Here is a 12,968-nt window from a genome sequence, read left to right as displayed (position 1 = left end):
CGGACGCGGCCGTGCCAGGATCGGGCGTCAGCATGTTCACGAGGAGAGGCAGTAGCGGTGAGCGAGCCGTTTTCCGTGCCGGTGACCGTCCGCGGGTACGAGACCGACACCCAGGGCCACCTGAACCAGGCCGTGTACCTGAACTACGCGGAGCACGCCCGCTGGTCGTTGCTCCGGGCGGCCGGGATCCGGCAGGCCGACCTGGTCGCCCGCGGCGTGGGGCCCGTGGCCCTGGAGACGACCATCCGCTTCCGCCGGGAACTGCTCGCGGGCGACGAGGTCGAGGTGACCTGCGCGTTCGAGTGGGGCGAGGGCAAGACGTTCCGCATCCGGCAGGTCATCCGCAAGGCGGACGGCACGGTGGCGGCCGAGGTCGAGGGCGTCGGCGGGCTCATGGATCTCGGCGCCCGCGAACTGGTGCCCGATCCACGGCAGCGGTTCAGGGAACTGGCGGCTCAGCCCGGCCTGTTCGGTCTGTGACTCGGCGTGGCGCTCAGGCGTCCAGCAGTTCGGGGCGGTGCTCGGGGTCGTAGCGGCGACCGGTGCGAATGCTGAGCCACCGGTGCGAGTGTTCGTACTCGATCTTCGGCGGGTTCGGCGACCGTGCTGGCCGCGGCCGAGGGGTACCAGTCGGCACGGCGGGCGGGGGCGGTGACGTGTGCGGGTCGGCGCCTCTCGGCAAGGCGCCGACCCGCGGGTCTAAGGCCCCCGGGCTCACGGCGTGGCCGCGGCTCGGGACGCCCCGGTGATCTCCTCCCCCGCTTCCATGGGATGGGTCACTTCCTCCGCCTCCCGTCCCTGGCCGATGTGGTTGAAGATCAGGTTGAGCAGGACGGCGGCCACACAGCCGGTCGAGATGCCCGAGTCGAGGATGATCTTCGCGTTCTCCGGGAACGAGTGGTAGAACTCCGGCGCCGCGATCGGGATGATGCCGACGGCCAGGGACACCGCCACGATCAGGACGTTGTTGTCCTTGTCCAGGCTCGCCCGGACCAGGGTCTGGATGCCGCTGGCCGCGACGGAACCGAAGAGGACCACGCCGGCACCGCCGAGGACCGGGCGGGGCACGACGGCGATGAGCGAGGCGGCCATCGGACACAGGCCCATCAGGACCAGGAAGCCGCCGCCCGCGGCGACGACGTAACGGCTGCGGATCTTCGTCATCGCGACGAGGCCGATGTTCTGGGCGAAGGCGCTGCACATGAAGCCGTTGAACAGCGGGCTGACCGCCGAGCCGAGGGTGTCGGCGCGCAGGCCGGCCGCGATGGTCTTCTCGTCGGCCTTGCGGTCCACGATCTCGCCCAGGGCGAGCATGTCGGCGGTGGACTCGGTCATCGAGACCACCATCACCACGCACATGGAGAGGATCGCGGCGAGCTGGAACTGCGGGGCGCCGAAGTGGAACGGCGTCGGGAAGCCGACGACGCTCGCGTCCGCGACCGGCCCGAAGTCCGTGACGCCGAACGGGATGGCGATGAGCGTGCCCGCGACGAGGCCGAGCAGCACGGCGATCTGCTTGACGAACCCGCGGGTGAAGCGGCGCAGCACAAGGACGATGACCAGGGTGATGGCGGCCAGGCCCAGGTTGGTCGCGGACCCGAAGTCGTCGGCCTCCGGACTGGCGCCCTGCGCCCAGCCGAAGGCCACCGGCAGCAGGGAGATGCCTATGAGCGTGATGACCGTGCCGGTGACGACCGGTGGGAAGAAGCGGATCGCCTTGCTGAAGAAGGGGGCCGCGATGAATCCGAGGAGTCCGGCGACGATGACGGCGCCGAAGATGATCGGCAGCGCGTCGGACTTGTCCTCGGTGGAAGCGACGATCGCGGTCATGGGGGCGACACCGGCGAAGGTGACGCCGTTGACGAAGGGCAGCCGGGCACCGATCTTCCAGATGCCGAGCGTCTGGAGGAAGGTGGCGAGGCCGGCGGTGAACAGGCAGGCGCCGGTGAGGAAGGTCAGTTCGGTGGCGGTGAGGCCGATGGCCGCACCGACGATCAGGGGTGGTGCGACGACTCCGGCGTACATGGCGGCCACGTGCTGCAGGCCGGTCGTCGCCATTTTCAGTGGCGGGAGTTTCTCGTCAACAGGGTGGTCGGCCACGGCGGCGTTCCTCCGGTCGGGTACACGTCGGCTCTGACGCGGGTGTCAGGGAGGTGGTGCTGGTGGTGGTCGTGCGGGACCGTGACGGGCCGTTCGGGGAAACGGTGACCGCTCCGGGGGCGTGCGCATGGGCGCACGCCCCGGAGACGGCCGCCATGGACCCCGCTCGGGTCCACGGCTACCGGCCGGAAGCCGTCCCTCCCGGCCGGAGATCTAGTGGTGTTCAGTTGTACGAGGGTGACTCCGGCAGGCCGGCGGACCGGCTGCCCGGTCGTCAGCCCTGCGCCGCGATCCGCGCCAGGCGCCGCGCCTCGTCCCGGGTGGAGCGGGCGATGGCGTCCTCGTCGACCGTGAGCAGCCGGCCGTTCTCGACGATCTGGCGGCCGTTCACGAACGACGCCGTGACCGGGGCCGCGGCGCCGAGGACCAGGGCGGTCACCGGGTCGGCGATGGAGGAGTGGGCGAGGGTGTCCATCCTCCACAGCACCAGGTCGGCCAGCTTGCCCGGCTCCAGCGAGCCGGTCTCGGCGGCCCGGCCCAGGACCTGGGCGCCGCCGTGGGTGCCCAGCCGCAGCGCCTTGCGGGCGTTCAGCGCGGCCTCGCGATGGGCTCCGAGGCGGTTGATGAGCAGGGCGTTGCGCAGTTCGGTGTGGAGTTCGCCGGACTCGTTGGAGGCGGTGCCGTCGACGCCGAGGCCGACCGGTACGCCGGCGTCGAGCATGTCGGGGACGCGGGCGATGCCGGCTGCCAGTCGCGCGTTGGAGGACGGGCAGTGCGCGACGCCGGTCTTCGTGCGGGCGAAGGCGGCGATGTCGGAGTCGTTCATGTGGACGCAGTGCGCCATCCACACGTCCTCGCCGAGCCAGCCCGTGGACTCGAAGTAGTCGGTCGGGCCCATGCCGAACAGCTCGTGGCAGAACTTCTCCTCCTCCACGGTCTCCGAGCCGTGGGTGTGCAGCCGCACGCCGAGCCGACGGGCCAGCTCCGCGCCCTGGCGCATCAGTTCGGTGGAGACGGAGAACGGGGAGCAGGGGGCGACGGAGACCTGGGTCATCGCGTCGAAGGAGGAGTCGTGGTGCTCCTTGACGGTGGCCTCGGTGGCGGCGAGCGCGCCGTCCAGGCTCTCCACCGCGAAGTCCGGCGGCAGCCCGCCGTCGGACTCGCCGCGGTCCATGGAACCGCGGGCCAGGGTGAAGCGGACACCCATCTCACGGGCGGCGCGGATGATCGCGCCGGACAGGTCGCCGGAGCCCTGCGGGAAGACGTAGTGGTGGTCCATGGCGGTGGTGACGCCGCCGCGGGCCATCATCGCGAGGGAGCCCTGGGCCGCCGCGTACGCCATCGGCTCGTCGATGCGCGCCCAGGTCGGGTAGAGCGCGACCAGCCAGTTGAAGAGGTTGTGGTCGGTGGCCAGGCCCCGGGTGAGCCACTGGTAGAAGTGGTGATGGGTGTTGACCAGGCCGGGCGTGACCAGGTGGCCGGTCGCGTCGATCCGGCGGACCACGTTCTCGAGGCCCTGGGGTGCCTGTCCCGCGCCGACGGACTCGATCCTGTTGCCGGCGAGTACCAGGTGGCCCGAGGCGATCTCGGTGTCGCCCGCGTCCACCGTGGCGATCGCGCAGTTCTCGATGACCACGCGCTCGGCCACGCGCTCGGCTGCCGATGATGCTGCCATGCTGCTTCCTTCTCTTTCAGTGCGGCCCATGGGCGGGAGTGAGTACCCACGGGGAGGGCACGGCAGGACCCTAGGAGGATTTGAGTGCCGGAACCGTCTGGGGGCTCCGGGTGCCGAGGTGGTGGAAGAACAGGTTGAGCGAGACCGCGACGAGCGCACCGGCGCTGATGCCGGAGCCGAGGACGGTCTGGGCCCACGCCGGGAACTCGGCGTAGAAGGTCGGCGCGGCCAGCGGGATGATGCCGGCGCCGAGCGCCACGGCCACCAGGATGATGTTGGAGCTGTCGTCGAGACCGGCCTCGGACAGCGTACGGATGCCGCTGACGGCGATCGAGCCGAAGAGCACGATTCCCGCACCGCCGAGGACCGGCATCGGGACCAGGGAGACGACCGCGCCGAGGACCGGGAAGGCGCCGAGGACCAGCAGGGTGGCGCCGGCGACGGCGACGACGTAGCGGCTGCGTACCCGGGTGAGGGAGACGACGCCGACGTTCTGGGCGAAGGCGGAGGTGGGGAAGCCGCCGAAGACGGGGCCGATCATGGTGGCGAGGCCGTCGGTGCGCAGGCCGCGGGTGATGACCTCGGAGTCGGCGCGGCGGTCGCAGATCTCGCCGAGGGCGAGCATGCCGGCGCTGGACTCGGTCATCAGGACCAGCATCACGATGCACAGCGACAGGATGGCCGCGGGCTGGAACTCGGGGGCGCCGAAGGCGAAGGGCGTGGGCAGCGCGGCGACCGGGGCGGACTTCAGGGCGCTGAAGTCCGCCATGCCGGCGGGGATGGCGACCAGGGTGCCGATGAGCAGTCCGAAGAGCAGGGCGACCTGCTTGAGGAACCCCTTGCCGAAGCGCTGCATGACGAGGATGACGCCGAGGGTGAAGGCGGCGAGCGCGAGGTTGCGCATCGAGCCGAAGTCGGCGGCGGCCTTGTCGCCGCCCTGGGCCCAGCCGACCGGGACGGGCATCAGCGTGACGCCGATGAGGGTGATGACGACGCCGGTGACCAGCGGTGGGAAGAAGCGCAGCAGCCTGCCGAAGAACGGGCCGATGGCGAGGCAGAAGACACCGGCGACCATCACCGCGCCGTAGATGGCGGGGAGTTGGCGGCCGTCGCCGTTGGTCTCGGCGATGGCGAGGATCGGCGCGATGCCGGCCGAGGAGGCGGCGTTGACGAAGGGCAGGCGGTTGCCGATGAAGCCCTTGACGCCGAGGGTCTGGAGCAGGGTCGCGACGCCCGCGATGAGCAGGCTCGCGGCGATCAGCCGGGTACGGCCCTCGAGGTCGAGTCCGCAGGCCTGGCCGATGATGAGCGGAGGAGTGACAACGCCCGCGTACATGGCGGCGATGTGCTGGAGCGCGGCGGGGACGAGCCGCGAGGGGTGGAGCTTCTCGTCCACCGGGTGCACGGACGTGACGGCGTCCTCCTTGTGCACCGGCGGGGTGGAACCCGGGCCTGTGACGGGCCCTTTCGCAGGCAGTGCCATGTTGTTTCCTCCGGTGTGGCGCGCCCCCGGGTCCGGATGGACGGCCGGGGGCGCGCTGTCCGCGTCAGAGGTTGGTCATGTCGACCGGGATGAGTTGCTCGGCACCGTCCCGCAGGATGGTGGCCTCGATCAGGCCGTACGGACGGTCGGCGGCGTAGTAGACGGCGCCGTCCTTGGCCTCGTTGTCGATCCCGAAGGGCGACAGGTCCGAGCGGAAGTGGTGCTTGTTGGGCATCGAGAAGCGGATCTCGTCCACCTCGTCGCGGGAGTTCAGCACCCGCACACCCATCTCGAAGAGGGTCTGCTGGAGCGAGTACGAGTAGGTCTCGGCGAAGGCCTGGAGTGCGTGCTTGCGCACGCCGTTGTACGAGCGGTCCCAGTCCGGGGCGTGCGAGTCGGCGCCGTCCCAGTTGTGCCGCCACCAGGTGGAGACGGTGGTGGCGAGGATCCGGTCGTAGTCCTCCTTGAGGGTGGTGTACTTGTCCTTCAGGTAGCCGAAGAACTCGGAGTTGGTCGAGTTCAGGACGGTCAGGTCCTTGAAGCCGGAGAGCACCTGGATGCCGTGGCCGTCGTAGGTGATCTCCGCGACGCGGGTCTCCTGGCCCGTGCGGACGAAGGAGTGGGCGATCTCCTCCGAGCCGACGAAGCGGGCGCCGCCCTTGGAGGTCTCGATCCGCTCCCAGCCATACTCCTCGACGCGGATGCGGGCCCGGTGGATGGGCTCGTTGTTGTCCACGAAGTGGCGGGCGAGCTTGACGCCGAGGTCCTCGGCGCTCTCGATCCCGTGCTCCTTGGCGAAGGCGAACACCGTGTTCTTGGTGGTGTCGGTCGGCAGGACGTTCGCGTTGGACCCGCTGCGGTGGACCTCCTCCATGTCGCCGGAGAGGGCGACGGAGACGTTCAGGTCCTTGATGTGGTGCGTGTCGCCGTCACGCGTGATCTTGACAACGCGGTTCTCTGCCTTGCCGTACTGGTTCTGTCCCAGGACGAAACGGGTCATGTGTCGGTCAGCTCCCTCGGTAAACGGAGTAGCCGAACGGGTTGAGCAGCAGCGGAACGTGGTAGTGCTCCCCGGGCACCACCGCGAAGGTGATGGTGACCTCGGGGAAGAACACCGGCCGGCCGTTCTCGCTGTCCCGGAGCGCGGGGGCGTCCTGCTGGGCCGCGGCTTGTTTCTTGGCGAAGTACGTCTCGGTGTCGAAGTCGAGCCGTACGTGTGTGGTGCCCTCCGGCAGCGCCGGGAGGTCCTTGCACCGGCCGTCGGCGTCGGTCGCGGAGCCGCCGAGCGCCTGCCAGTCCGACTCGCTGCCCGCCCGGGCGGCGAGTCGGACGGCGACGGCTTCGGCGGGGCGGCCGACGCTGGTGTCCAGGATGTGCGTGGACACGGAGGCGGTGGTGCTGGTGCTCATGGTCAGGCGTCCTGTTCGACGAGTCGGTTCAGGCGGATGCGGTTGATCTTCCCCAGTTCGGTGCGGACGATCTCGCGCTCCTGCTCGGGCGAGTTGCCGATCCGCTCCGCAGCCGCGTCCCGCATCTGCTCGCCGGTCCGGCCGGTGGCGCAGATGAGGAAGACGTGGCCGAACTTCTCCTGGTAGGCGAGGTTGAGTTCGAGCATCTCCGCCTTGAGCTTCTCGGCGGCGCCGGCCATCCCCGCCTGCTCGCGGGACGAGGTCGGGTCGCCCGGCTTGGGGCGTCCGATCGGCGGATGCCCGGCCATCGCCTCCGCGAGGTCGTCCGCCGTCAGCTCGGCCATGGCGGCGTCACTGGCGGTGTACAGGTCCTCGGAGGTGGCGAAGGGGCGGGCGGCGAGCAGTTGCCGGGCCCACGCCGTGGAGGCACACGCCTCGTGGAGTTCCGCGAGCGCCGCGGACTCCTCGAGGGTGTTGAAACGGGCCAGGCCCGACGTGGAAGTGGACGTCACGGGAGCCTCCGTGGCCTTGTGCTGAACGGGCGTGCCGATAGCTAACGCCCTCGGAAACAAGCCGTCAACACTTTGTTGAAAATTCGGGGTAACGAAAGCCGCCGCCCGGTAACCGGGCGGCGGCTCGCCGTTCATGAGGTTGTGCCTGGTCAGGCGCGGTTCTCCGGTCAGGCACCCTTCTCGCGGTTGAGGTAGTTGTACACGGTGAACCGGCTGACACCGAGTGCGCCGGCGACGGTCTCCACGCCGTGCCGCACGGAGAAGGCGCCGCGCGCCTCCAGGGTGCGCACGACCTGCTGCTTGCTCCGCCGGTCGAGCTCGGCCAGCGGCCTGCCCTCCCGGCGCTCCATGGCGGCCAGGATGTGGTCCAGGGAGTCGGCGAGCTGCGGCAGGCGTACGGCGACGACGTCGGCGCCCTCCCAGGAGAGCACCACGTCGTCCTGGCCGGCCTCGTCCGGCGGGAGTATCTCGCCGCCGATGGCGTCGACCAGGGGTTTCACGGCCGCGATGAAGGGCTCCTCCCCCGGCCCGGTCACCGCTCGCCCTCTCCGCCCGCGCTCTCCTCGACCACGTTCACCTGGAGCGAGATCCGGGTGGCGCCCGCCTCCAGGGACCGGCGCAGCAGCGCGTCCACGGCGGTGAGTACCGCGTCGGCACCGCCCTCGGCGGTGTTGCCGAACGGGCCGACGTCGACCTCGTCCAGCTCCGCGGCCTCGACGACCTCCCGGGCCACCACCGCGTGCGCGGGCGCCTCTTCCAGGTCGAAGGGCTCGGTCGTGAACTCCACTCTCAATCGCACCCGGTCAACCTAACGCGCGGTGACCGTTTCCGCCGCCCCCTCTTGACAAGCTCCGCCGACCGACGGCAATCTTCCATTAAGCAGAAACGAACTTCCGTAATGCGGAACATGATCGAACGGAAGGGAGCGCGGCACCCGATGGGATTCGCAGATCAGCGCTTCAACGTCAACCTGTCGATCCTCTTCACGGAACTCCCGCTCCTGGAGCGTCCCGCGGCCGCCGCCGCGGCCGGCTTCACCGCGGTCGAGCTGTGGTGGCCCTGGATCGACTCGCCCACCCCCGAGCAGTCCGAGCTCGACGGCCTGAAGAGGGCCATCGAGGACGCGGGCGTCCAGCTCACCGGGCTGAACTTCTACGCCGGGAAGCTGCCGGGCCCCGACCGCGGCGCCCTGTCGGTCCCCGGCGAGGAGTCGGACCGGTTCCGCGCCAACATCGACGTGGCCGCCGACTTCGCGAAGGCGCTGGGCTGCACGGCGCTCAACGCCCTGTACGGCAACCGCGTCGAGGGCGTGGACCCGGCCGAGCAGGACAGGCTCGCGCTGGAGAACCTGGTCCTCGCCGCCCGCGCGGCCGACCGGATCGGCGCGATCCTGCTGGTCGAGGCGCTCAACAAGCCCGAGTCGCCGCTGTACCCGCTGGTCTCGGCGCCGGCCGCGATCGAGGTCGTCGACAAGGTCAACGAGGCCACCGGACTCGGCAACGCCAAGTTCCTCATGGACCTCTACCACCTGTCCATGAACGGCGAGGACCTGCCGCGGGTGATCGAGCAGTACGCCGCGAGGACCGGCCACGTGCAGATCGCCGACAACCCCGGCCGCGGCGCCCCGGGCACGGGCTCCCTTCCACTGGAGGAGCTGCTCGACCAGCTGGAGAAGGCCGGTTACGACGGCTGGGTCGGCCTTGAGTACAAGCCGGGCGACAACCCCAGCACCGAGGCCTTCTCCTGGCTGCCCGCCCAGGCCCGCGCGGCCCGCTGAGCGCCTTACCGCAGGAACTTTCCAGAGATTTTCAGAGAGGCATCCATCATGAGCACGCTTCCCAAGGTCGCCTGGATCGGTCTCGGCATCATGGGATCCCCCATGTCGGAGAACCTGATCAAGGCGGGTTACCAGGTCACCGGCTTCACGCTGGAGCAGGAGAAGCTGGACCGTCTGTCCGCCGCCGGCGGCACCGTGGCCGGCTCCATCGCCGAGGCCGTGCGCGACGCGGACGTCGTCGTCACCATGGTGCCCGCGTCGCCGCAGGTCGAGGCCATCGCCTACGGCCCCGACGGCATCCTGGAGAACGCGAAGTCCGGCGCGCTGCTGGTCGACATGTCCTCCATCACCCCGCAGACCTCGGTCGACCTGGCGAAGGCCGCGAAGGACAAGGGCATCCGCGTCCTGGACGCCCCCGTCTCCGGCGGCGAGGCCGGTGCCATCGAGGCCGTGCTGTCCATCATGGTCGGCGGTGAGCAGGCCGACTTCGACGAGGCCAGGCCGCTCCTGGAGGCGCTGGGCAAGACCATCGTGCTGTGCGGTCCGCACGGCTCGGGCCAGACCGTGAAGGCCGCCAACCAGCTGATCGTCGCCGTGAACATCCAGGCGTGCGCCGAGGCCGTGGTCTTCCTGGAGAAGTCGGGCGTGGACCTGAAGGCCGCCCTCGACGTCCTCAACGGCGGCCTGGCCGGCTCGACCGTGCTGACCCGGAAGAAGGACAACTTCCTGGGCCGCGACTTCAAGCCGGGCTTCCGCATCGACCTGCACCACAAGGACATGGGCATCGTCACCGACGCCGCCCGCAACGTCGGTGCCGCACTGCCGGTCGGCGCCACGGTCGCCCAGCTGGTCGCCTCGCTGCGCGCCCAGGGTGACGGCGGCCTGGACCACTCGGCCCTGCTGCGGGCCGTGGAGCGCCTGTCCGGCGCCCAGGTCTGACCGCGGGCACCTCATGAGACCTCCGGGTGGCGCCGTCGCTGACACCTGTCCTGTCGCGCCCGAGCGGCGGCGCCACCCGGAACCCACTTCAACAGACTGTTGACGTGCATGTCACCCGAACTTAGGCTCCACGAAGCGGAAACAGTTTTCCGCTGACCACTCGCACGGAAGGTCCCCGATGTCGCAGCGCGTGCTCACGACGCGGACTCTCACCACGGAGTCCGGCGCCCCGGTCGCAGACAACCAGAACTCCGCCTCCGCCGGCATCGGCGGCCCCCTCCTGATCCAGGACCAGCACCTCATCGAGAAGCTGGCCCGCTTCAACCGCGAGCGCATCCCGGAGCGCGTGGTGCACGCCCGCGGTTCCGGCGCCTACGGCCACTTCGAGGTGACCGACGACGTCACCGACTACACGCACGCCGACTTCCTGAACACCGTCGGCAAGCGCACCGAGGTCTTCCTGCGCTTCTCCACCGTGGCCGACTCGCTGGGCGGCGCGGACGCGGTCCGCGACCCGCGCGGCTTCGCGCTGAAGTTCTACACCGAAGAGGGCAACTACGACCTCGTCGGCAACAACACCCCGGTGTTCTTCATCAAGGACCCGATCAAGTTCCCCGACTTCATCCACTCGCAGAAGCGCGACCCGTTCTCGGGCCGTCAGGAGCCGGACAACGTCTGGGACTTCTGGGCGCACTCCCCCGAGGCCACGCACCAGGTGACCTGGCTGATGGGCGACCGCGGCATCCCGGCGTCGTACCGCCACATGGACGGCTTCGGCTCGCACACCTACCAGTGGACGAACGCCAAGGGCGAGTCCTTCTTCGTCAAGTACCACTTCAAGACCGACCAGGGCATCCGCACCCTGACCGCCGACGAGGCCGCGGAGCTGGCGGGCCAGGACCCGACCTCGCACCAGACGGACCTGGTGCAGGCGATCGAGCGGGGCGTGTACCCGTCCTGGACCCTGCACGTGCAGCTGATGCCGGTGGCCGAGGCGGCGAACTACCGCTTCAACCCGTTCGACGTGACCAAGGTGTGGCCGCACGGCGACTACCCGCTGCGCCGCGTGGGCCGGCTGGTCCTCGACCGCAACCCGGACAACGTTTTCGCCGAGGTCGAGCAGGCCGCGTTCTCCCCGAACAACTTCGTTCCGGGCATCGGCCCCTCCCCCGACAAGATGCTCCAGGGCCGACTGTTCGCCTACGCGGACGCGCACCGCTACCGCCTGGGCGTCAACCACACCCAGCTCGCGGTGAACGCGCCGAAGGCGGTGCCCGGCGGCGCGGACAACTACGGCCGCGACGGCCTGATGGCGTCCAACTCGCAGGGCCGTGACGCCAAGAACTACGAGCCGAACTCCTACGACGGCCCGGTCGAGACCGGCCGCCCGCTGGCCGCCCCGCTCGCGGTGTCCGGCCACACCGGCACCCACGAGGCGCCGCAGCACACCAAGGACGACCCCTTCTTCCAGGCCGGTGAGCTGTTCCGCCTGATGACCGGGGACGAGAAGAAGCGTCTGATCGCGAACATCGCCGGCGGCCTGTCCCAGGTCTCCCGCAATGACGTGGTCGAGAAGAACCTCGCGCACTTCCACGCCGCCGACCCGGAGTACGGCAAGCGCGTGGAGGAGGCGGTCCGCGCCCTGCGCGAGGACTGATCCACCAGCTCGCGCGCGGGACCCGGCGGGGAGGCCGGGGCCGTGCGCGCGGCCCGCGCAGGCACCGGAGCGACCCGGATGAGGGGTGGCCGCCCGGTGCCGGCGCGGGCAGGGCGAGGACCGCGGCGGCCTGCGAGCCAGTGCGGTGGTGAAGGGCCCGGAAGCTTCTCCTACGACCTGAGGGGAGAGGTGTTCCGGACCCGTCGCACCGCCGCGGTCCCAGCCACCACCCGCCCCTTCGCGAGAAGGGGCCCAGGAACTCCGTCCGGCGGCGCGAACGACCTGTCGCGCCCAGCCTCGCGCTGTCGGACGGACACCACGTGACAGCACCTGGAGAACCTTCACCGGCTGAGAGCGCCGGATGCGGACGGTCCCGCATCCGGCGCTTCTCGGCGTTCGCCGGGGTGCGCAACGGCTGCCCGCGCAGCAGCCTGAAGGCATGGCACACCCATCTGAGCGTCCGCACGTCGTGGTCCACTCCCCCGCCCTCGACGGGTCCCGCCGGGTCACCTCCGGCGAGGAGACCCTGGGGGTCGCCTCGCACGTCGACGACGTCGCCGAGCTGCTGCGGCTGGCCGACCTGTACGTGACCGACGTGGCGGAGAGTGAGCTGGTCGAGTGGCAGGGCGGCGGCCCGGACGACTGGCCGGGACTGCACGAGCACCATGAGCACCACGAGGGCTGAACGCGCGTACGCGCCCCCGGCAGCGGGCACAACCCCGGGCACACGGGGTGCTCTCGGGGGTGGTCCCATGGGCGACGACAGGGACGACGGCAGGCACGACGACGGAACGGTCCGGCTCGCACCGCACGAGGTCGCGCTGCTCCGCGGCGGCCCCCGCGCCGCCGTGACCGTCGCCGTGGTGGACCTGTATCTGCGCGGCGCCCTGGACGCCGGCCCACCCGGCACCGTAAAGGCCCTGTCGTCGTGCCCGGGGGCGGCCGCGGTGCCCCTCCCGCCCCTGTCGGAGGCGTTGTGGGGCTGCCTCCACGAGCCCCTCGCGCCAAGGAGACTGACCCGGCACCCGGACGTCCGCCTGGCGGTGGCGCTGATGCGCCTCCCCCTGTCGGAGGCCGGGCTGCTGCGCTACCCGCTGCTCGGTCCGAACCGTGCCGCCCGCCGCCGGGTGCGGGCGCTGCGGGAGGCGCACCCGCTGCCCACGAGCCGACGCGGTCTGACGGCCGACGACAGGCTGCTCGCCGTCGCCCTGCACGACGTGGCCGCCCTGCGCGTCCTGCTGCCCCGCTTCGCTCTGCGGGCCGGGCTCGGCGACCGGGTGGAAGCGACGGACAAGGGCCTGCTCGAGCACTCACCGCCCGAACGCGGAAGCGGCTTCGGAGGCGGCATGGCGTACTACTGCGGCGGCGGGGGCGGAGGTGGCGGCGGCGACTGAGCGGGAAGCGCGGCAGGGCACG

The 12,968-nt window shown here is 70.7% G+C and carries 14 protein-coding genes; 6 read left to right on the top strand and 8 right to left on the bottom strand.

Going from position 1 to position 12,968, the window contains the following annotated elements; genetic code table 11:
• Window positions 1–57 precede the first annotated feature (57 nt).
• Window positions 58–480 carry an acyl-CoA thioesterase gene (locus ACIQ1J_RS15105; RefSeq protein WP_403557138.1) on the top strand — a complete coding sequence of 141 codons (423 nt, stop codon included), beginning with the start codon at window positions 58–60 and terminating at the stop codon, window positions 478–480.
• A 234-nt stretch (window positions 481–714) separates the two neighbouring features.
• Here ACIQ1J_RS15105 and ACIQ1J_RS15100 read toward each other — a convergent pair whose 3' ends face one another.
• The 8 genes from ACIQ1J_RS15100 to ACIQ1J_RS15065 form a co-directional block, all read right to left on the bottom strand.
• On the bottom strand, window positions 715–2,100 hold the full coding sequence (locus ACIQ1J_RS15100; RefSeq protein WP_403557137.1) for a nucleobase:cation symporter-2 family protein: 1,386 nt from the start codon (window positions 2,098–2,100) through the stop codon (window positions 715–717).
• 274 nt (window positions 2,101–2,374) lie between these two features.
• Complete coding sequence (locus ACIQ1J_RS15095; RefSeq protein WP_403557136.1) at window positions 2,375–3,775, bottom strand: 8-oxoguanine deaminase; 1,401 nt, start codon at window positions 3,773–3,775, stop codon at window positions 2,375–2,377.
• A gap of 70 nt (window positions 3,776–3,845) precedes the next feature.
• Window positions 3,846–5,258: a nucleobase:cation symporter-2 family protein gene (locus tag ACIQ1J_RS15090; protein ID WP_403557135.1), complete on the bottom strand. Its 1,413-nt coding sequence runs from the start codon at window positions 5,256–5,258 to the stop codon at window positions 3,846–3,848.
• A 64-nt stretch (window positions 5,259–5,322) separates the two neighbouring features.
• A complete protein-coding gene (gene pucL / locus ACIQ1J_RS15085; RefSeq protein ID WP_403557134.1) occupies window positions 5,323–6,258 on the bottom strand; it encodes a factor-independent urate hydroxylase in 936 nt (311 codons plus the stop codon).
• Between the two features lie 7 nt (window positions 6,259–6,265).
• Window positions 6,266–6,667, bottom strand: coding sequence for a hydroxyisourate hydrolase (uraH, locus tag ACIQ1J_RS15080; RefSeq protein WP_403557133.1), 402 nt, complete (start codon window positions 6,665–6,667; stop codon window positions 6,266–6,268).
• 2 nt (window positions 6,668–6,669) lie between these two features.
• Window positions 6,670–7,179 (bottom strand): 2-oxo-4-hydroxy-4-carboxy-5-ureidoimidazoline decarboxylase, encoded by a 510-nt coding sequence (gene uraD / locus ACIQ1J_RS15075; protein ID WP_403557132.1) that lies wholly within the window; start codon window positions 7,177–7,179, stop codon window positions 6,670–6,672.
• A 167-nt stretch (window positions 7,180–7,346) separates the two neighbouring features.
• Window positions 7,347–7,715: a helix-turn-helix domain-containing protein gene (locus tag ACIQ1J_RS15070; protein ID WP_403557131.1), complete on the bottom strand. Its 369-nt coding sequence runs from the start codon at window positions 7,713–7,715 to the stop codon at window positions 7,347–7,349.
• A complete protein-coding gene (locus ACIQ1J_RS15065) occupies window positions 7,712–7,978 on the bottom strand; it encodes a hypothetical protein (protein ID WP_310870379.1) in 267 nt (88 codons plus the stop codon). The genes ACIQ1J_RS15070 and ACIQ1J_RS15065 overlap by 4 nt, the downstream gene beginning before the upstream one ends.
• A gap of 138 nt (window positions 7,979–8,116) precedes the next feature.
• Here ACIQ1J_RS15065 and ACIQ1J_RS15060 point away from each other — a divergent pair, with 138 nt between their 5' ends.
• The 5 genes from ACIQ1J_RS15060 (at window position 8,117) to ACIQ1J_RS15040 (ending at window position 12,946) form a co-directional block, all read left to right on the top strand.
• A complete protein-coding gene (locus tag ACIQ1J_RS15060) occupies window positions 8,117–8,956 on the top strand; it encodes a TIM barrel protein (RefSeq protein ID WP_403557130.1) in 840 nt (279 codons plus the stop codon).
• Between the two features lie 48 nt (window positions 8,957–9,004).
• Window positions 9,005–9,895, top strand: coding sequence for a 2-hydroxy-3-oxopropionate reductase (locus ACIQ1J_RS15055; protein WP_403557129.1), 891 nt, complete (start codon window positions 9,005–9,007; stop codon window positions 9,893–9,895).
• 178 nt (window positions 9,896–10,073) lie between these two features.
• Window positions 10,074–11,552 carry a catalase gene (locus ACIQ1J_RS15050; protein ID WP_403557128.1) on the top strand — a complete coding sequence of 493 codons (1,479 nt, stop codon included), beginning with the start codon at window positions 10,074–10,076 and terminating at the stop codon, window positions 11,550–11,552.
• Window positions 11,553–11,991: 439 nt separating this feature from the next.
• Window positions 11,992–12,237: a hypothetical protein gene (locus ACIQ1J_RS15045; RefSeq protein WP_403557127.1), complete on the top strand. Its 246-nt coding sequence runs from the start codon at window positions 11,992–11,994 to the stop codon at window positions 12,235–12,237.
• 67 nt (window positions 12,238–12,304) lie between these two features.
• On the top strand, window positions 12,305–12,946 hold the full coding sequence (locus ACIQ1J_RS15040; protein WP_403557126.1) for a TIGR04222 domain-containing membrane protein: 642 nt from the start codon (window positions 12,305–12,307) through the stop codon (window positions 12,944–12,946).
• The last annotated feature ends 22 nt before the right edge of the window (window positions 12,947–12,968 follow it).

The sequence above is a fragment of the Streptomyces sp. NPDC097107 genome, from assembly GCF_044762405.1.
GTDB classification, from domain to species: Bacteria; Actinomycetota; Actinomycetes; order Streptomycetales; family Streptomycetaceae; genus Streptomyces; species Streptomyces thinghirensis.
The sequence above is the reverse complement of the archived record's forward strand: the minus strand, read 5'-3'. Positions and strand labels throughout refer to the sequence as shown.